16 protein-coding genes are annotated in these 17,646 nt (G+C 73.0%); 3 read left to right on the forward strand and 13 right to left on the reverse strand.

Annotated elements, in window-relative coordinates; translation table 11 throughout:
- Positions 1 to 5: 5 nt before the first annotated feature.
- The 8 genes from QOL69_RS10045 to QOL69_RS10080 all read right to left on the reverse strand — a co-directional run bounded on the left by QOL69_RS10045 (position 6) and on the right by QOL69_RS10080 (position 9,820).
- The gene (locus QOL69_RS10045; RefSeq protein ID WP_283403039.1) at positions 6 to 3,218 is read right to left on the reverse strand and encodes a DUF7286 family protein; all 3,213 of its coding nucleotides are present in this window, start codon (positions 3,216 to 3,218) and stop codon (positions 6 to 8) included.
- Complete coding sequence (locus QOL69_RS10050) at positions 3,212 to 3,850, reverse strand: DUF7284 family protein (RefSeq protein WP_283403040.1); 639 nt, start codon at positions 3,848 to 3,850, stop codon at positions 3,212 to 3,214. The genes QOL69_RS10045 and QOL69_RS10050 overlap by 7 nt, the downstream gene beginning before the upstream one ends.
- Complete coding sequence (locus tag QOL69_RS10055) at positions 3,841 to 4,302, reverse strand: DUF7285 family protein (protein ID WP_283403041.1); 462 nt, start codon at positions 4,300 to 4,302, stop codon at positions 3,841 to 3,843. Before QOL69_RS10055 ends, QOL69_RS10050 begins: the two co-directional genes overlap by 10 nt.
- Positions 4,303 to 4,308: 6 nt before the next feature.
- Complete coding sequence (locus tag QOL69_RS10060; protein ID WP_283403042.1) at positions 4,309 to 4,803, reverse strand: DUF7283 family protein; 495 nt, start codon at positions 4,801 to 4,803, stop codon at positions 4,309 to 4,311.
- Between the two features lie 88 nt (positions 4,804 to 4,891).
- Positions 4,892 to 6,688: a type II secretion system protein gene (locus tag QOL69_RS10065; RefSeq protein ID WP_283403043.1), complete on the reverse strand. Its 1,797-nt coding sequence runs from the start codon at positions 6,686 to 6,688 to the stop codon at positions 4,892 to 4,894.
- A complete protein-coding gene (locus QOL69_RS10070; protein WP_283403044.1) occupies positions 6,685 to 8,664 on the reverse strand; it encodes an ATPase, T2SS/T4P/T4SS family in 1,980 nt (659 codons plus the stop codon). The genes QOL69_RS10065 and QOL69_RS10070 overlap by 4 nt, the downstream gene beginning before the upstream one ends.
- Before the next feature lie 72 nt (positions 8,665 to 8,736).
- Positions 8,737 to 9,201 carry a DUF7311 family protein gene (locus QOL69_RS10075; RefSeq protein ID WP_283403045.1) on the reverse strand — a complete coding sequence of 155 codons (465 nt, stop codon included), beginning with the start codon at positions 9,199 to 9,201 and terminating at the stop codon, positions 8,737 to 8,739.
- Positions 9,202 to 9,208: 7 nt separating this feature from the next.
- Entirely contained in the window at positions 9,209 to 9,820 is a 612-nt protein-coding gene (locus QOL69_RS10080; RefSeq protein ID WP_283403046.1) for a DUF7310 family coiled-coil domain-containing protein, read from the reverse strand.
- A gap of 74 nt (positions 9,821 to 9,894) precedes the next feature.
- On the opposite strand from QOL69_RS10080, the gene QOL69_RS10085 reads away from it, so the two are divergent.
- Together QOL69_RS10085 and QOL69_RS10090 are read left to right on the forward strand one after the other, a co-directional pair.
- Positions 9,895 to 10,974 (forward strand): tubulin/FtsZ family protein, encoded by a 1,080-nt coding sequence (locus QOL69_RS10085; protein ID WP_283403047.1) that lies wholly within the window; start codon positions 9,895 to 9,897, stop codon positions 10,972 to 10,974.
- A 91-nt stretch (positions 10,975 to 11,065) separates the two neighbouring features.
- Positions 11,066 to 11,764, forward strand: a complete 699-nt coding sequence (locus tag QOL69_RS10090; RefSeq protein ID WP_048078398.1) for a phosphoglycerol geranylgeranyltransferase — start codon at positions 11,066 to 11,068, stop codon at positions 11,762 to 11,764.
- A 27-nt stretch (positions 11,765 to 11,791) separates the two neighbouring features.
- Here QOL69_RS10090 and QOL69_RS10095 read toward each other — a convergent pair whose 3' ends face one another.
- Positions 11,792 to 12,157, reverse strand: coding sequence for a hypothetical protein (locus tag QOL69_RS10095; protein WP_283403048.1), 366 nt, complete (start codon positions 12,155 to 12,157; stop codon positions 11,792 to 11,794).
- Between the two features lie 104 nt (positions 12,158 to 12,261).
- On the reverse strand, positions 12,262 to 12,906 hold the full coding sequence (locus tag QOL69_RS10100; RefSeq protein ID WP_283403049.1) for a riboflavin synthase: 645 nt from the start codon (positions 12,904 to 12,906) through the stop codon (positions 12,262 to 12,264).
- Between the two features lie 108 nt (positions 12,907 to 13,014).
- Here QOL69_RS10100 and QOL69_RS10105 point away from each other — a divergent pair, with 108 nt between their 5' ends.
- Positions 13,015 to 13,314, forward strand: a complete 300-nt coding sequence (locus tag QOL69_RS10105; RefSeq protein ID WP_048078395.1) for a DUF7533 family protein — start codon at positions 13,015 to 13,017, stop codon at positions 13,312 to 13,314.
- Positions 13,315 to 13,352: 38 nt separating this feature from the next.
- Here QOL69_RS10105 and QOL69_RS10110 read toward each other — a convergent pair whose 3' ends face one another.
- From QOL69_RS10110 to QOL69_RS10120, 3 genes are all read right to left on the reverse strand, one after another.
- The gene (locus QOL69_RS10110) at positions 13,353 to 14,306 is read right to left on the reverse strand and encodes a BGTF surface domain-containing protein (protein ID WP_283403050.1); all 954 of its coding nucleotides are present in this window, start codon (positions 14,304 to 14,306) and stop codon (positions 13,353 to 13,355) included.
- A gap of 72 nt (positions 14,307 to 14,378) precedes the next feature.
- Positions 14,379 to 15,737 (reverse strand): M24 family metallopeptidase, encoded by a 1,359-nt coding sequence (locus tag QOL69_RS10115; RefSeq protein WP_283403051.1) that lies wholly within the window; start codon positions 15,735 to 15,737, stop codon positions 14,379 to 14,381.
- On the reverse strand, positions 15,734 to 17,578 hold the full coding sequence (locus QOL69_RS10120) for a UvrD-helicase domain-containing protein (RefSeq protein ID WP_283403052.1): 1,845 nt from the start codon (positions 17,576 to 17,578) through the stop codon (positions 15,734 to 15,736). Before QOL69_RS10120 ends, QOL69_RS10115 begins: the two co-directional genes overlap by 4 nt.
- Between the last annotated feature and the right edge of the window lie 68 nt (positions 17,579 to 17,646).

The following is a 17,646-nucleotide window of genomic DNA, read 5'->3' on the forward strand; positions in this document are numbered from 1 at the left end:
GACGTTCACCTCCCCGCACACTCGTCGGTCGCGGCGGCCGACGCGGTCAGCGGCCCCGGACACGGCCAGCCGCCGGACGTTTCCTCGCGCGTCCCGTCGACGTCGCCGACGCCCGGCGGCCCGGCGGGGACCGCCACGACGACGACTGTCCGCGTCTCGAACGCGACCGGTTCCGTGCTGCCGAGCGCGACCGACTCGCCGTCCACGTCGATACGGACCTCGCCGGATTCCCTGACGTACTCGAACGGACGCCCCGGCGTTCCGACGTCTGCTCGGAGCGCGAACCGCGGATACTCCCCCCGGACCTCGACGTTCCACGCGTTGACCGTTGCCACCCAGTATCCGGGGACCGGCGCGACCGGCAGCCCCGCCCCGACGCTCCGAACGGGCTTCGGGACCCGGTCGTTCGGAACCGACGCGATCGCCGACTCCGCGCGGCCCTCGATCGCCGACTCGACCTCGTCCCGCCGGATCTCCCGGGACGCGGCCGTGGTCGCGTCGACGAATCGGGCGGGGATCCGGACCGCGTCGCGTCCCGCCGCACTCCGCGTCTCCACGCGGAGGTGCGCCGCGAGTCCGATCCGTTCGGCCCTCGACAGCGACCCGACTCGGGCCGCCTCGCTCGCGACCCGGTCCGGGTACTCGCCCTCGCCGACAGCGACCGCCCTGTCGCCGAGCGAGTCGTATCCCGAGGCGGCACGCTCCAACGCGCTCTGCCGCTGTTCACGCGAGAGGTCGGTCCGGTCCGCGAGTCGCTCCGCCAGCGCGTCGTCGACGCGCCGCAGCGAGCCGTCGATCCGTCCGGCGAGCGCCCGCCGATCCGCGCGCAGGTCGTCGTCGTCGGCCGCGGCGAGCGCCTCGTCCGCGGCGAGGAGCGACCGTCCGGCGACATCGAGGCGAACCGTGTCGTCGGTGCCGAGGATCCGGTCGGCGATGCCGCCGGACACGTCGCTGTACGGGAGCGTGACGTAGTTCACGTTTCGCGTCGCGAGCGGTCGCGTCGTCGTGCCGTCGACGCCCTCGAGGCGCTCGCCGTCGACCGCTGTCCGCGGGAGGTACCCGGGCGATCCCTCCGGCGCGAACGTGACCTCGCCGCCCGGCCCCCCGTCGCCGACGGCGTAGCTCCCGGGGTCGCGGGCGGCCTCGCGGCTGGCGATCACTTCGCCGACAGGCGGGCCGCCGAACGCGTCGTTCACCCGATCCAAGACGCCGTCAGTCGCCTCTTTTCGATCCTCGGCAGCCGCCTGCAACTCCTCGATCACGGCGTCGAGGTACGCGTCGCGGGCGGCGACCCGTCCGCGGTCGACCGCCCCGTCGTACCGCGACGGCGCGTCGCGGAGCGTATCGCGCCGCTCGCGCACGGTCGCGGCGAGGTCCCGATACGGGCTCGACTCACCGATTGCGGCGTCGGTCATCGACGCCTCGGTCTCCAAGTCGCGGACGCGCTCCGACAGCGACGAGATATCGGTCGCGATCCGGTCGAGGTCCGCGTCCGATCGCTCTCCGTACACGACCGTCGACCGCGTCTCGTCCCCGTCCTCGACGGCGTCGCGCGCGAACCGGTCGACGTCACCGGTCGTCTCGACGTTCAGCTCCGCCGCCGCGGCCGCCGGGGTGTCGGTAAGGTCCGGCCCGTCGACATCGCGGCCGCCGCCGAACGTCGCCGTCGGCCTGTCGGGCGCGCCGTCCCGCGGCGCGTACGTTCCGGTCACCGAGACCCGGACGCGGTATCGGTCCGTCGCCTCGTCTCGCGTCACGGTGCGGTCGACGCTCACGCTTTGGACCGTCCCGTTCGGTCCGCGCTCGACGATCCGCCGCTCCCACGTCGCCGTCGCCGCCCGCTCGACGACGACCTCCCGCGTCGCGTCCCCGAACGAGACCGACTCGCCGGCCGACACCGGTCCGCCGTCGGTCCCCGGGTTGAGACCGCTGCCGTCCACGACGCGGACTCGCTCCGTCCGCGACCCGTCGACCCGCCGCCAAGGCTCATCGAGAAGCGAATGTGGGCGCGCCGGCGTCACGTGTCCCCCGTCGCGAATCCGCGTCGTCTCCGTCTCCGCGGTCGCCTCGACGCGGTGGCTCCGCCGCACGATCCCGTCGAGGTCGTCGTGAACGCTGGTCGCGGCGCGGTCGGCCGCGTGACCGACCTCGACCGACGCGGTCTCGCTCGTCGGGTCCGCCGACGGACGGAACGCCGCGTCCTCGCTCGCGGCTCGGTCCCCGCCGGACGCCGCACTCCTCCGGTCGCCTCCACTCGTCGGCGTCGGCGCGCCGAGGACGGCGTCGGTCCAGGAGGCCTCGTGGACGCCGGTCGGCGACAGGAGATCAGTGACTCCCGTCCGGGCGGTCGCACGGGCGACGCCGCCGCGCGCGTCTGGGTCGCTGGTACCGAACACGTCCCGCTGGACGCGGACGATCCCGGCGTTCGTCGACAGCTCCACGTGGCGGTTCGCGACGACGTTCTCGACGGGTGCGCCGGCGTACTGGCCATATCCGCGCGCCCACGCCATCGCGTAGAGGCTCGCGGTGAGCTGCCGACCGAGCCCCGGGCCCTCGACGGGTCCGCGGTCGAGGCGCGTCTCGAACCGCTCGGTCCGCTCGTGGGCGGCCACCGTTGGCACGGCGACCGTGACCGTCCGCGGTCGGGTCCGGTTCACGACGGCGCGGCCGTTCCGGGTTGCGGTCGTCACGACGCCCTCGAAGGTCACCCGCGTCGCGGTCCCGTTCGCGACCGATTCGACCCGGACCCGCTCCCGCGCGGCGACGAGGTCGTCCGCCGACTCCGCCGGCAGCGACGCGTTCGCTTCGACCCCGCCGACCTCCCTCTCGACCGCGTTCAGCGCTTCCGCTCCGGCGAGCGCGAGTCGGATCCGGAACGCGTCCTCGAAGGCCGACTTCTCGCGGACCGCTCGGGACGCCGGTCCGGATCCGCTCGGCGCGCGCGTCACCGGCTCCGACGCCGCGTCGTGGGCGGCCTCCCGGGCGGCGCTCCTGAGCGCCGCGGTGGCGTCGGCGTCGACCCGCTCGACGGCGCGTTCCACGCGGCGGTCCTCGCCGACCAGCCCCTGATCGGCGAGTCCGGCCGCGTACGCCGAACTCGTCACGAGCAGCAGCACGCCGACGAGCGCGAAGGGAACCCGCGCCCGCTCGTCGACGACGAACGTCCGCGGGCGTCGCCCGCGCGACCGATCGCGGCGATGGTTCCCCACGCTTACCACCTCCGGACGACGATCCGAACGACGCTTTCGGACGACCGTGTTCCGTCCTCCGGGTCAACGTCGGTCGGCACCGGCTGTCTGGTGACGGCGAGGGTGACGTCCGCGTTCCGCGGCGGTCGGGGGCCGACGGCGACCGCGTCCGAGCGATCGGTTGACCCCCCTCCCGAGGTTTGCCCGCCGACCGCCCATCCCGGCACCGCGGTGTCGGCGATCGGGCGCGGGTACGACCCCTCTTCGGCCCACGCGGGGCGGGACGTGTCACGCAGCGAGACCATTGGGGAGCCGCCGGCGTCCCGCTCCTCGTCCGTCTCCACCGTCACGTCGACCCGCGTCCGCGGATCCAGACCCGCGCGGACGGCCTCGGTGGCCCGGCGGTCGAACGTGCCCTCCGCGTCTCGCTCGGCGATCAGCGCGAGCAGTTCCGCGCGGGTCGCGTGGACGCGTCGCGTTCCGTTCGGCGCGTCGGCGTCGGCGTACGTCACCGTCGCGGTCTCGGTGACGAGCCGGTCTGCGGCATCGCTCGCGCCGGGGCCGTCGGGACCGCCGGCGTCGCTCGCCCCGAGCGCGACGACGCTCGCGGAGACGCAGAGCAGCAGCACGGTCACGTCGAGAACGGTGCTGGTCACCGCCACACCACCGCCCGGAGCGTTCCGCGGACGTTCCTCCCGGGACCCACCCGGACCGTCACCCGTCGCTCCGCGACCGCGACCGCCCCCGGCGACCGAACTCCCGGCGGTCCCGGAGCGTCCGGTCCCGACGCGGCCAGCCAGCGCTCGCCGTTCGCCTCCAGTTCGACGGCGGTCGCCGTCCCCGGGACTTCGACCCGGCGCAGCCGATCGGGATCGACGACGCCGCCGACGGTCGTCGCCCGCTCGGCGCGGTCGAGCGCCGCGTCCGCCGACTGCCGGGACCGATCGGGCGCGGCGTCGTCGAGCGCACCGGCGTACAGCCCCAAGGCGAGACCGACGACGACTACCGCGACGAGCGCGGCGACCGGTTCGACGGCCGCCCGGTCGGCGGCGGAGAACGTGGCGGTCGGTCTCTCGGTGTCTTCCAGCGCGCTCGCCGCGAGGTCTCGCGACACGCGAGATCACCCGACGAGCGTGACGCGGACCTCACCGTAGTGGACCCGCCGGACCGTGATCCGGTCCGGAGCCGGAACCCATTCCGGGTCGCTCGCTCTCGCGCGTTCGGCCGCCGCCGCGAACGCGGCCGGATCGTCGAACGCGGCATCTGGAGGGACGCCGTCGAGCACCCGTCGAAGCCGCGCGTCCGTCGTCGCGTTCTCTGCCGTTCCCGCTCGTACCACCGGCGTGATCCGCGGGGCGTCGAGCGCCGCCCGCGCCGTCCCTCGGTCGTCGCCGAGAGAGACGGCGTCGTCCGTGAGGCGGAGCCGATCCGCCGCGATTCCGTGTTCGGCCGTCGCGGGGTACTCTCCGTCAGCGACCGAGTCGACCGTGCGCGCAACGCCGTCTGCGTCGGGCGGCGGCGAGGCGGGGAACGCCGCGGCCACGCCGGCGGTCGCGACGCTCACGACGGCCAGGCCGAGCCACGCGTACGTGGCGTCGAGGTGCGTCTCGAACATGGGGCGGCTGGCCGCGGCTCCATATATAAATGATCGCCGGCGGCGGGTGCGTCTGTCCACCCGTCGTCCCGATTCCGTCGTCTCCCGCTCAAAACAGGAGTCCGGCACCGGCGAACGCGACGAGGAACGTCGCGGTGGCCGTCGGTAGCGCGATCCCGATCCGGTAGGCCACCAGCGTCCGATCGAACCCGCGCTCCAGCCCGGTCGCTAACCCGGTGAGCAGCGCGGCGAGCAGCAGCACGTACGTTCCCACGATCCGCCCGAGAACCGGGACCGACAGCGTTCCCGCACCGCCGGTCGCACCGCTTCCGCTCGCCGCCGTCCCGGCTCCGGCTGCCGCCGGTCCGCCGCCCGCGCTCACCCCGCCGCCGAGAGCGTCTACCCCGGCGGCCGCGCCGGCACCGAGACTGCCGACGTCGGCGGCGTCGATCCCCGTCGCGAGCGCGACGGTCGCCCCGCCGACGAGCGGCGCGAACACTGCCGCCGTGTTTGAGAGCGTCCCGGTCACGGTCGCCAGTTGGCGGCGGGCGTCGCGTTCGAGCTCGCGGAGCGACTCCAGCTGGTCCGCGAGCTCTAACAGCACGTCACCGGCGGGCCGGCCCTCCCGCGCGGCGACGGCGAGCAACGCGATCGCACTGCGGAGCCTTGGTGACGGGACCGTCTCCGCCGGTCCGCCCCGCCCGAGAAACGCCTCGCGGACGCCCACCCGAAGGGTGTCGCTGCGCCGTCCGGCGCGCTCGAACACCTCGCCGGTCGCGCCGTCGAGCCGCTCGCCGGCGTTCGCGACTGCGGTCTCGACGGCGACGCCCTCGGCCACGTCCCCGCCGATCACGGTCATCGCGTCCGGGAGCCCGCGTTCGATCTCGCGGACGTCCGACAGCACCGCCCGTCGGGGCCGCGCGATGACGAACAGGGTGCCCCCGACGCCGACGCCGACGCCGGCGACCGGCCACGCCCACGGTGCGACCGCCCGTGCGGCGACGACGGCCGCCACAGCGCCGATGGCGCAGCCGACGAGAACCGCGCTCCCCCACCGGTTTGGGACCTCGGGGTGGTCGCCGCCGATCTGCGGCGGCGGGAACGCAACGGGTCGATGCGAGAGCAGCCACGCCGAGGCGGCGACCAGCCCGCCGGGGAGCGCGACGAGATACAGGCCGGCGACGATCCCGGGACCGATCGCGACGCCGGCGGCAGCGCCGGCGGGCAGCAGCGCGATGAGCGCCAACGGCAGTAGCACGCCGAAGGCGTACAGCGCGGAGACCGGCCCCCGAACCGCGCCGACGAACGACGCGAGCCGGTCCGTCGTCCCCGAGAGCGTCGCGTCGAGCGCTCGGTCCAGACACCGCCCGCGGCGTTCCGGCGGTGCGGTCGCCGCAGTTCGGACGAGCGCCGCGGCGCGGTCGATAGCCGGGAACCAGGGCCGCCACTCGCGGGCGAACGCCTGAAGACCGCTCGTCGGTCCGTCCGCGCTCCCGCGTTCGTGTCGGGACAGCGCCGCGGCCAACGGTCCGTTACCGGTCCGGGCGGCGAACCCCACCGCGCGCTCGGTCGAGGGGTCGAGCCGCATCCGCAACACCAGTCGTCCGACCAGTCCGGGCGCAGCGCCGAGCGCCCGCGTCCGCCGGAGCGACGCGAGCCACACCGGCGCTCGGTGGACCGCGTGGACCCCGCCGACGGCGGCGGCCAACCCCACCGGTCCGGCCGCGACCGCGCCAGCGACGAGCCCAGCGACGACCGTGACGACGACGCCGACGGCGACCCCGGCCCGGTGCCCGAGGTCGACGACGCGCTCCGTGGACACGTCCCACCCGAGGAACGCAACCGCCCGGCGGAGCTCCGCCGACGCGGCCGAGTCGTCCGCAGTCCCCGACCCGGTCTCGGTCATTCGTGCCCTCCGTCGCGCCCGCCCGACGCGCCGTTGAGCGCGTTGTCACCGGCGTACCGCCTCGGAGCGGTCCGTCCCGCCCGGACCGCCTCGCGAATCCGATCGCTCCGGCGGTTGACGGCCTCCAGAACCGCCGCGTACGACTCGTCAGACCCGGCCAACCCGGCGATCAGCCGGCTCTCACCGCGGTCGATCCGCCCCGTTCCGACGAGTCCCCGGCCGGTCCGCTCGAACAGCGGGTCGAAGCTCACGCCGTTGTCGTGGTCGCCGACTTCGACGATCGACTCGACGCGGTGGGAGTCGAGGACCGCGATCAGGTCGGTCGCGGCGAACGACGAACGGGCGACGCCGAGATCGGTGACGACGCGTTCCTCGACCGCCTTCGGATCTTCGCCGTGGATCGTTCCGAGCACCGTCTCCCCGGCGGCACCCACGCGCATCGCCTCGTACAGCGCCTGCGCCTCCTCGCCGCGGACCTCGCCGACGCTGATCGCGCCGCCGCCCATGCGGAGCGCCGTCCGGACGGCGTCCGACGGCGCGAGCTCCGCGCCGTCCCCGACCCGGAGGCGCTGGACGTCTCTCCCCGCGCTGGCGAGCGCCTCGACGGGTAGTTCCGGCGTGTCCTCGATGGCGATCGCCCGCGTCTCCGCGGGGAGTTCCCACAGCAGCGACCCGAGGGCGGTCGTCTTCCCGGCCGCCCGCCCGCCGGCGATCAGGCCGGTCACGCCGCGCTCGACGGCGACCGACAACAGCCCGGCCGCCGCGGGCGTGAGCGTGTCGACGGACACGAGCCGGGCGAGCGTCCACGCCTCCGGGTCGCCGCGCCGAAAGGTGAACGAGAGCCCGTCGCTGGCCGGGTCCGTGGCCGCGGCGACCCTGACCCGACCGGTCTCCGACTCGATGGTCGCGTCGAGGGTCGGCGTCGCCCGCGAGAAGGCGCGCCCGCTCGCCCGCCGGAGCCGCGACGCGAGGGTGGCGGCCCCCTCCGGCGGGAGTCGCACGTTCGTCCGACACCGTTCGCCGTCGAGGACCACCCGAAGCGGGTTCTCGGCGACCGGTGCGGTCACCGTCGCGTCGCTCACCCGCTCGTCGGCGAAGACGTGTTCGAACGCGCCGTAACCGTGCGTGTGTCGCCGCAGGATCTCCGTGAGGTCCGCGACTGGGGCGTCGCCGTCCGCGGCCGCCCGAACCGCCCGTCCCGGTGCCCTGTCCCCGCCGGCGGGGTCGTCGAGCAGCCGATCTCGCGCGGCGGCCAACGTCGCCACGGCGTCGGCGTCTAGGTCGACGGTCGGCGGCGTGAGGTGATAGGTGTCGAGGGCGTCGTCCCCCTCGTAGCGCCGGACCGTCGCCCCGGTCGGGACCGTCCACCTGTCGACCAGCGTCGCGCCCGGCGGCGGCGCGGCCGCGACGCGCGCGGTCGCGGCCGTCGGGCCGACGTGCGCTCGGAGGACGGCCTCCAAGCCGCGGTCCTCGTCGGGCCCGACGGCGTCTCCCGCGAGCGCCTCGGCCGCCGCCGACAGCCCCGTCTCGGCCGCGATCCGCTTCGCGGCCCCCGCGCGCCCCGCTGCCTCCCTCGCCGCGCCGACCGGGTCGCGAGTCACCCGGTCGGCGAGCCGCTCCTCGTGGAACTCGATCCGCTCCCGAAAGCGTCCCGCCGCGACCAAGAGGTCGGCCGCATCGTCGGCGTACGAACGCTCTCGTCCCTGGAATCGGGTCCGTATCACGTCGGCGTCGCGGTCGGTCAGCGCCTTGACGACGGCCGCGAGACAGGCCGGACTCGCGGCGAGGTCGCCGCGCCCGGGACAGTCGTCCGCGTCGACGTCGAGGACCACCCGATCTTCAACGCCCGTCCCCACGGGCTCGCGAAACGCCGGATCGCAGCGGCACTCGTCGGGATCCCCGTCGACCCACGGGAGCGCCCGCAGCGGCGTCTCCCCAGCGTCGTCGGCGATCCGCTCGGTGAGACCGAAGTCCATGTCGGGCGTGGCTGCGGTATCGCTTATAAAAGATCGCCTGCCCGACCGCCTGACTCCCGCCACCTCTCCGTCTCACCCGACCCGATCGACCCGGACGGTCGGCCCGTCGTCGTCGACGTAGCGGAGGCGAACGCGGCTCGTTCCGCCCGGTCGGAGTTCGACCGGCGCGTCGACGAGGTCGACGGTCGCCGGGACGGGTCCCGTCCCGATCCGGAACGCGCGCTCCGGGCCGCCGTCGATCCGATACGCGAGCGCGACGCCGTCGGGTCGGTCCGACGGCTCGACGAGCGCGACGCGGTCGAGGTCCGCCGCGGCGAACCCGCTCGGCGCGCGGACGAGGACGGTCGTCCGCGCCGCGGTGACGGGATCGCTCACGGGCGTCGATCCGGCGACTACGTCGCCGATCGCGCGTTCCAGCCGATCGGCCTCCGAACCGATCCGCTCCGCCGTCGTCGCGGTCCTCGCCGTCTCGACCGCGGGCATCGACGCGGCCAGCAGCGCGAGCGCCACGAGGACGGTGAGCACTACCCGGATCACGGCTCGGTCACAGCGACTCCCGGAGTCGGCTCAGCGCGTCTTCCGCCCACGCGCCGTCGTCGTCGCCGCCCTCGCCGTCGCCGCGCCCGCCTCCGCCGTCGCCGCCGCCCCAGTCGCCTGACGACGGGCGGTCGTTCGGGAGCGCGGCGTCCAGCGCGCTCTCCGAGGGCACGGCCCCGTCGGCGGACGGGGTCGCGTCTCGCGGCCGAGATCCGGTGTCGCCGGCGTCACCATCGGGGATCGCCTCGACGGTATCGCCGACGTTGCCGTCGCTCCCGCGCTCCGCCGCCGTCGCCCGCGACAGCGCGAGGTCGGCCCGGCGCTCGACTTCGCGGTTGACGGCCCTGACCGCCCCGACGTACCCGCGGACCGCCTGCGTCGCCGCCTCCAGTTCCGCGACGCGCTCTTCGAGGTCGTCGAGCCGCGATTCGAGGCGCTCGCGCTCGGCCGTCGCCGCTGCCCCGTCGGCCACGTCCGCCGGACTGGCGTCGTTCCCGGTCACCGCCCGCTCGACGGCGCGGAGTCGGGACTCGATCCGATCGTTCGGGCCGCTTCCCCCCGTCGAAGCCGACTCCGCTCCCGCTGCGGGCGGGTTGGCGTCCCCTGCGTGATCAGTCATGCGACCGGTTGGCCGCGCTTTCGCTCTTAAACGTCGGGGAAACAGTATTGTCGGCCGGCACGGTACGTGTGGGCATGAAAGCAGTCCTCCTCGGCGTCGGACAGGCGGGCGGTAAACTCACGACCGCCCTCGCGGAGTTCGACGCCGACGCCGGCTACGGCGCGGTCCTCGACGCGCTCGCCGTCAACACCGCCGCCGCAGACCTCGATCCCCTCCCGCTCGAAACGGTCCTCGTCGGACAGTCGCGCGTCAACGGTCACGGCGTCGGCGGCGACAACGAACTCGGCGCGGAAGTGATGGACGAAGACGCCGTCGAGGTGCTCGACGCGCTCGCGCCGAAGGTCACGGCGGAGGCCGAGGCGGTGTTCGTCGTCGCCGGGCTCGGCGGCGGGACCGGATCGGGCGGCGCGCCGGTCCTCGTCCGGGAGCTGAATCGCGTGTACGACGTCCCCGTCTACGCGATCGGTATCCTCCCCGGCCGCGACGAGGGGACGATGTATCAGGTGAACGCCGGGCGGTCGCTCAAGACCTTGGTCCGCGAGGCGGACGCGACGATCCTCCTCGACAACGACGCGTGGCGCTCCGCCGGCGAGTCCGTGGAGGGCGGCTACGAGGCGATCAACGCCTCGATGGCGAAGCGTATCGGCCTCCTGCTGGCCGCCGGCGAGGCGGTCGAGGGGGTCGCGGAGTCCGTCGTGGACACCAGCGAGGTGATCAACACCCTCCGCGCGGGCGGAATGGCCGCGGTCGGCTTCGCGTCCGCGCCCGCGGCCGAGGATCCGCAGGAGAACGTCACCACCGTGACGAGCGCGGTGCGCAGCGCGGTGATGACCGGGCTCTCGCTGCCGAGCGCCACCGACGCGGACGCCGCGCTCGTCGCGGTCGCCGGCGACCCGGACCGGATCTCCCGGAAGGGCGCGGAGAAGGCCCGAAAGTGGCTCCAAGAGGAGACTGGATCGATGCAGGTGCGCGGCGGCGACTTCCCGCTCGACTCCGACCGGATCGCGGCCCTCGTCCTCCTCGCGGGCGTCGAGCGGTCCCAGCGCGTCGAGGCGTTCTTGGAGCGCGCCCGGCAGGCGGTCCGCGACGAGCGCGAGGAGAAACCGGACCCCGCGGCGGCGTTCGAGAACGACGAGATAGACGACCTGCTGTGAGCGGCCGGCGGGCGAGTCCGCCGGCGAGCGCGCTCCGGCCGGCGAGACAGGTTCCGCACCTTTTTGGTGTCGCCCGGCCGACTCTCGCCCGATGACCAACCCGTGGGACGACTGGGACCACGTGCTGAAGGTCGACCCCGACAAGGACCTGCGGCCGGGCGAGACCTTCGAGGACGTCTGCCGGACCGGGACGGACGCGATCGAGATCGGCGGGACCCTCGACGTCACCGCGGAGAAGATGACCCGCGTCGTCGACGCCGCCGCGGAGTACGACGTGCCGCTGTACCAGGAGCCGTCGAACCCGGGCGTCGTGATCGACTCGCCAGCGCTCGACGGCTACCTGATCCCGACCGTGTTCAACGCCGGCGGTCCCTTCTGGATCACCGGCGCGCACAAGGAGTGGGTCCGCATCGACGACCTCGACTGGAGCCGGACGCACACCGAGGCGTACATCGTGATGAACCCCGAGGCGTCGGTCGCACAGCTGACCGAGGCCGACTGCGACCTCAGCGCCGACGACGTGGCGGCGTACGCGAAGGTGGCCGAGCGCATGTTCGGCCAGGAGATCGTCTACGTCGAGTACTCCGGCACGTTCGGCGACACCGAGAAGGTCGCAGCCGCCGCGGACGCCTTAGACGACGCCACGCTCTTCTACGGCGGCGGCATCCACGACTACGAATCGGCCAACGAGATGGCCGCCCACAGCGACGTGATCGTCGTCGGCGACCTGCTCCACGACGAGGGCATCGACGCCGTCCGCGAGACGGTCGAAGGCGCGAAGGACGCCTGATCGACCGCGACTCGGCCGTCCGACGATCTACTCCTCGGCCCCTGCGTCTTCGGCGGCCGGTGGTTCGACCGGGACGATCTCCGTGTCCGGTGCGCCGAGCGGGCTGTCCGAACCCGTGAGCCACGCGGAGAGGTAGACCGCACAGGCCGCGACCACCGCGACGAGCAACTGGAAGGTGAACGCGCCGTAGACGATCGTCACGGCGATCGTCGCGCGAGCGAGCGTCCGCCGGCCGGTGCCGTCGCGAGCCACGAGCGCCGCGGTGACGAGAGCTGACAGTCCGACGCCCAAACCCGGGAGGAGTTGCCGCGAAACGACGCCCGCGTACAGCGGGACCACGACGCCGACCGCGACCAGTGCCGCCACGAGACCGGTGTGTTCGTTGGAGGGCATCCGTCAGCCGACTCGCCCATCACGCACTTAAATCACGGTCTCCGGGGTCCCGCGACGGACCGGACTGCCGCTCCGGCGGGCGGCCGCTCACCGCGCCGCGGCGTTCAGTCGTCTCCGCCGACCATGTTCTCGACGTACTTCGCGATCACGTCGACCTCCAGATGGACCGAGTCACCGACGGACTTCGCCGACAGCGTCGTCAGGTCGTACGTCGTCGGAATGACCGCGACGTCGAACTCGCCGTCCCGCTTCTCGGCGACGGTCAGCGAGATCCCGTCGAGCGTCACGGAGCCCTTGTCGACGAGGTAATCGTCGTGTCCCTCCGGGATCGAGAAGGTGAACCGCCAGTCCTCGCCGACGCGCTCGATCGCGGTCACCTCGCTCACGGTGTCGACGTGGCCCTGTACGACGTGGCCGTCGAATCGGCCGTCGGCGGGCATCGCGCGCTCGACGTTGACCGCGTCGCCCTCGCGCACCTCGCCGAGGTACGTCTTCGCGACCGTCTCGCTCGCGAGGAACACCTCGAACCAGTCGGAGTCGCCGGTCGAGCCGTCGTCGGGCGCGCTGTCACCCCCGCCGACGCCGTGTTCCTCGACGGTGAGACAGACGCCGCTCACGCTGATCGACTGGCCGTGGGCGAGGTCGTCGAACCCCTCGACGCCGTCGACCCCGATCTTCAGCCGGAGCCCGTCGTCGGTCTCGGTCCGCGCGCGGACCGCGCCGGTCCCCTCGACGATGCCGGTGAACATACCGGAACTGGGGGCGGGCGACGGATATCGGTTCTGCTCCGACCGCCGCGTTCCCCTCGCGACGCCCCGCCGCGCCGCTTTTGACCCCCGGCCGCCAACGGGAACCCAATGAGACTCGGAGTGCTGGACATGATCGGGTTGGCGGCCTCGCTGATCTTCGCGCTCCCGCTCGCGAACTACGCGATCGTCCGGGTGATCGCCGGCGAGATCGCGCTCGGCTCCGGGTTGTTGGTCGTCGCGGTCGCGATGGTCGTCCTGCCGCAGTACTTCCTCGATCCCGCCCAGATCCTCCGGCGACTGCTCTCCGGACTCCTCCCCCGACAGCTCCGCGGCGACGACGCGGCGGCTCCCGAGACGGAAGACGGCTCTCAGTCAGTCGCGGTCGGAAGTGACTCCGACGAGCGCTGACCGCGTGTCGGTCTCGGGCGGGGGACAGCCCGACGTTTTCACTCCGGAATCCGAGCGACGAGCGCGGCGCAGAGAAGCGCCAGCGCGGCGACGACGGGACCGAAACCGGGAGCCTCGTCTCCGGTGTTCTCACTTCCGGGAGCGTCGACGTCGTCGACCACGAGTACGTCGCGCGTCACCGACTCGTTGGCGTCTCCGTCACCGCGGACGGTCAGGGTCGCGCGGTCTCCGGGTTCGGTGACGCTCGCGTCGAACGTCGCGGTCGCCTCCCCGTCGGTCACCGTCGCCTCCCGGGTCTTGATGAACTCCGTGCTCGCGTTGCCGGCCGACCGGAGTCGCACCTCGACGGGCGTCCCGTCGTCGAGGTCGACGGGCACTGTGACGACGGTCGCGCGCGGTTCGATGAGGACGTCCGCGTCCTCGACGGTCGCGTCGGTGACGGCCTCGACTGCGTCCTCGACGCCATCGTCGCTCTCGGTCGTCTCGACCATCAGCGTGCCGACGTCGACCGGTTCGCTCCCGTTGCCGACGAACACCCTCACGTCGTAGGCTCCGGGAGCGGGGGGTTCGCCGAGGTCGGTCTCGCCGTCGAGTTCGACGCCGCCCGCGTCGGCGGTCAGCGGGTCACCGCCGTCGCCCGCCGCGGCATGGTCGTACGTGAGTCTCGTGACGCCGTCGCCGTCCGGCGTCACCGTCCCTCGGAGTTCGTATCCGGAGTCGTCCTCGTTGCCGACGACGACCTCGAACGACTCCACGCCCTCGCTCTCGACGGCGATTTCGGTGGTACCGTTCTCGCTTACGGTGACGACGTCCTCGTCGAGTTCCGCCGCTCCGTCGGCGGCGACGGCACCGGTCCCGACGATTCCGACGCCGACGAGTGTGAACGCAGCTATGAGGAGCGTTAGAGCGGTCGGGAACCCCTTCGTCACGGTGCGCCAGATCGGCTCGGACCCGGCGGGATCGCCGGCTCCGGTGGAGGACTCGGATCGCATGCGTCTCGACCGTCGGTCGGCAGGGAAAAAGCCGCGCCGATAGCGCAAAGAGCGGTCGTAGTCATCGGTCGGTCACTCGCGGGCCTGCGGAACGATCCCGAACGGGTACTCGGCGAGCAGCTCGTACCCCTCGTCGGTGACGAGAATCAGGTCTTCCAGCCTGACGCCGCCGACCTCGGGGTCGTAGACGCCGGGTTCGATCGTCACGACGTGGCCCGGCCGCAGCTCGCCCGGACCCGACAGCGACGGCGACTCGTGAAGGCTCACGCCGACGCCGTGGCCGGTGCCGTGCGTGAAGCCCGCCTCGCCCTCGTCCGCGTTCGGATCGAAGCCGTACGCGGCCAGCTCCGCGGCCGCCTCGCCGTGGACGGTCTTGGCCGGGACGCCCGGCGCTACCTCGTCGAGCGCGGCCTCGCGGGCGGCCTCGACCGCGACGTACGCGCGTCGTTCCCACCCGCCGTCGCCGTCGACGACGAACGTCCGCGTGGCGTCGCCGTAGTAGCCGTCCGGGCCGCGCGGCGACACGTCCAGTAACACCGTCTCTCCGGGGTAGATCGGGTCGTCGCCGACGTAGTGGAGGTCGGCTGCGGACGGGCCGGCCCCGATCACCGTGTTTCCGGCGTCGCGGACCCCGTGCGCGGCGAGGACCTGGTTCACCTCGCGGCGGAGCCGCTCCGTGGTCAGCGGTTCGCCCGCCCAGCGGAGCGGCGGTCGGCGCGAGTCCTCCGGGTCGTCGACGACCTCGCTCTCCGCGAGCACCGCCTCGGCCCGACCGATCCCGTCGACCGTCGCGCGCTGGACGCGCCGGATCCGATCGACCTCCGCCGGGGTCTTGCGCGCCCTGGCGGTCGCGACCGCGTCCGTCGACGCCGGTTCGCTGCCCGCGCGCTCGAGGTACACCGCGGCGTCGTGCGCTATCGACGCCGGGGTGAGGACGGTGCGGTCGCCGGGTCCGGGTTCGTCCCTCTCTCTGCTCTCCTCCCCGCCGACGAGGTCCTCGACGACCGCGGCCGCGCGCTCGCCGGCGTGGTCGCCGAGGCCCTCGGTCCTGACCTCGCGGACGACGCCGTCGTGAAATCGCGCGCTACCGTCCGCCGTCGCGTCCGCGTCCGGATCGCGCGCGGCGGCGACGAACTCGCGGTCCGCCTGCTCGCGGAACAGCGCGGGGGCACAGAGGACGGCCCGCCCGGCGCGGTCGGTCGTCCCGTCGTCGCTCGGCACCACGACCAGCGCGTACGGCCGGTCCGGGCCGGAGAAGCGCGTGAGGTAGCGCAGGTCGTCGTCGAAGCGGTCCCCGACGGCGACGAACGCGTCCGCGTCGGCCGCGCGGACCGCCTCCGTTATCGGACGCAGATCGGTCCGCAGCGGGCGGAAATACCTGGAGCGATCCGAGGAAGCGCGGTCTTCGGACTCTGCGTCGTCCCCGCTCACGGCTCGGGTTCGGGCACCGCAAGCTCCGCTTGGACCTCCTCGACGAGCTCCTGTGCCGGCTCCTCGCGGAGCTCGTCGAACAGCAGGACGCTTATGGGGAGCGTCGGCGCGCCGTTGATCAGGCTCTCCATGATCACGAGCCGCTCGCGCGCCCGGGACATCCCGACGTAGAAGACGCGGCGCTCGTTGTCGGTGAGCAGGGGCACGGGGCTGGTCGACTTGGTGAACTCCTCGACGCCGTCGACGTCGGTCGGGTCGTCGATCGAGGCGGCCATCTGCTCGACCACCTTCTCGGTGAGGTCCGTCGCCACGAACACGTGGTCGGCCTCGCGGCCCTTCGCGGAGTGGATGGTGCCGACGCGGACGCGGGTCGGGTCCATCCCCTGATAGTCGCCCTCGAAGTACGCGCCCATCGACTTCCGCTGGAAGCTCGTCACCTTCCGGACCATGTCGTCGGCGCTCGCGGTGTCCGGCATGAAGGGGATGTACTCGTCGAGCGTGTCGGCCGAGACGTCGATCAGGGAGACGTCGTCGGCGTCGGCCGCCTCCTCGCGGTCGTCGAGGTAGTCGTAGAACTCCTCGCGGTCGTGGGTCCCGAACGCCGACTCCTGGAGCATGTCGGCCAGCCGCCGGGCCTCTAACCCGTTGACGGGGTCGCCGGCCTCGGCCTTCTCGACGGCGTTGACGTAGTCTTGGACCCGGTCGGTCCACATCCGGCCGTCGGTGAGCATCGAGAAGGGGATCCCGTGGTCGATGAACTCGTCGATGAAGTCGAACATCTGGTAGCGGGCGCGGAACAGACACATCACGTCTCCCTCGTCGTCCTCGACCGTGTACCGGACGTTGCGGACGAGTTCGAGCATCGAGGGCGACTCGATCGCCTCGACGGTCCCGCCCTCCTTGCGCGGGTGGAGGTCCTTCTCCTGTCGCTTGTCGATGTGGCGGATCTCGGCGTTGACGACGTTGAGGATCTCCGAGGGGAGCCGGTAGGAGTTCGGGAGGACCACGTCCTCGTCGACCTCGGTGTCGAGGAGGAGGTCGGGGTCCGCGCCCTGCCACGCGTAGACGACCTGGTCGTCGTCGCCGGCGATCAGCACTTTCCGCATGTGTGGCCGCCACTCCTCGAAGACGTTGTACTGGAGCGTGGTGATGTCCTGAAACTCGTCGATGATCAGGTAGTCGACGCTCGGGACGAGCGAGCGCTGCGCGACCCGTTCGAGCATGTCCGCGAAGCCGACAAGGCCGTTGTCGCCCTTGTAGCCCCGCCACGCCCGGATCGTCTCCGGGATGTCGATCCGCTCGTCGTCGGAGGGCCACGTCGGGGTGTACTTGTTGCCCTCTTGCGCGTTCGGGTCCTCCTCGGGCGGCAGGCGGACCTCCTCGACGTTCCACTGGAAGGGGACGTCGTACCAGTCGGCAACGTCGCGCTCGGTACGCTGGAGCCACTGGGAGGTGGCGATGATCTTGTTGCCGATGGTCGTGGACCGCGCGGTCCGGCGGCCGGCCCCGCCGTGCTGATCCTCGAACTCGACGCCGTACTCCTCGCAGAACGCCTCCTTGTCGTCCTCGCCGACCACGTCGCCCCGCGAGAGGTCGAGCAGTTCGTACGCCTTCGCGTGCATCGTGCTCACGTTCCCCTGGAGGCTGCGCGGCGAGATGTCGAGCCGCTCGGCGAGTCGCTCCCGGATCTCGGCGGCGGCCGCGCGCGTGTACGAGACGACGAGCACGTCCCGGACGTCGGCGTCCTCGGTCTCCAGTATCTCCTCGACGCGGTCCAAGAGCGCGGTCGTCTTCCCGCTTCCCGGCCCCCCGAACAGCCGCGTCGCCGTGGTATCGGTCATTGTTACGTCCAGATTCCGGTTCTCCTTAAACGCCGTGGCTCGACGGTCGTCGATACGCGTCTCGGTTC

This window comes from Halorubrum sp. DM2 (assembly GCF_901686465.1).
Classification (GTDB): domain Archaea; phylum Halobacteriota; class Halobacteria; order Halobacteriales; family Haloferacaceae; genus Halorubrum.

Excerpts from the sequence above, each read along its gene's own strand:
- QOL69_RS10060 (WP_283403042.1), bottom strand. The coding sequence starts at position 4,803 with ATGTTCGAGACGCACCTCGACGCCACGTACGCGTGGCTCGGCCTGGCC.
- QOL69_RS10065 (WP_283403043.1), bottom strand. The coding sequence starts at position 6,688 with ATGACCGAGACCGGGTCGGGGACTGCGGACGACTCGGCCGCGTCGGCG.
- QOL69_RS10070 (WP_283403044.1), bottom strand. The coding sequence starts at position 8,664 with ATGGACTTCGGTCTCACCGAGCGGATCGCCGACGACGCTGGGGAGACG.
- QOL69_RS10080 (WP_283403046.1), bottom strand. The coding sequence starts at position 9,820 with ATGACTGATCACGCAGGGGACGCCAACCCGCCCGCAGCGGGAGCGGAG.
- QOL69_RS10085 (WP_283403047.1), top strand. The coding sequence starts at position 9,895 with ATGAAAGCAGTCCTCCTCGGCGTCGGACAGGCGGGCGGTAAACTCACG.
- QOL69_RS10090 (WP_048078398.1), top strand. The coding sequence starts at position 11,066 with ATGACCAACCCGTGGGACGACTGGGACCACGTGCTGAAGGTCGACCCC.
- QOL69_RS10095 (WP_283403048.1), bottom strand. The coding sequence starts at position 12,157 with ATGCCCTCCAACGAACACACCGGTCTCGTGGCGGCACTGGTCGCGGTC.
- QOL69_RS10100 (WP_283403049.1), bottom strand. The coding sequence starts at position 12,906 with ATGTTCACCGGCATCGTCGAGGGGACCGGCGCGGTCCGCGCGCGGACC.
- QOL69_RS10105 (WP_048078395.1), top strand. The coding sequence starts at position 13,015 with ATGAGACTCGGAGTGCTGGACATGATCGGGTTGGCGGCCTCGCTGATC.
- QOL69_RS10110 (WP_283403050.1), bottom strand. The coding sequence starts at position 14,306 with ATGCGATCCGAGTCCTCCACCGGAGCCGGCGATCCCGCCGGGTCCGAG.
- QOL69_RS10120 (WP_283403052.1), bottom strand. The coding sequence starts at position 17,578 with ATGACCGATACCACGGCGACGCGGCTGTTCGGGGGGCCGGGAAGCGGG.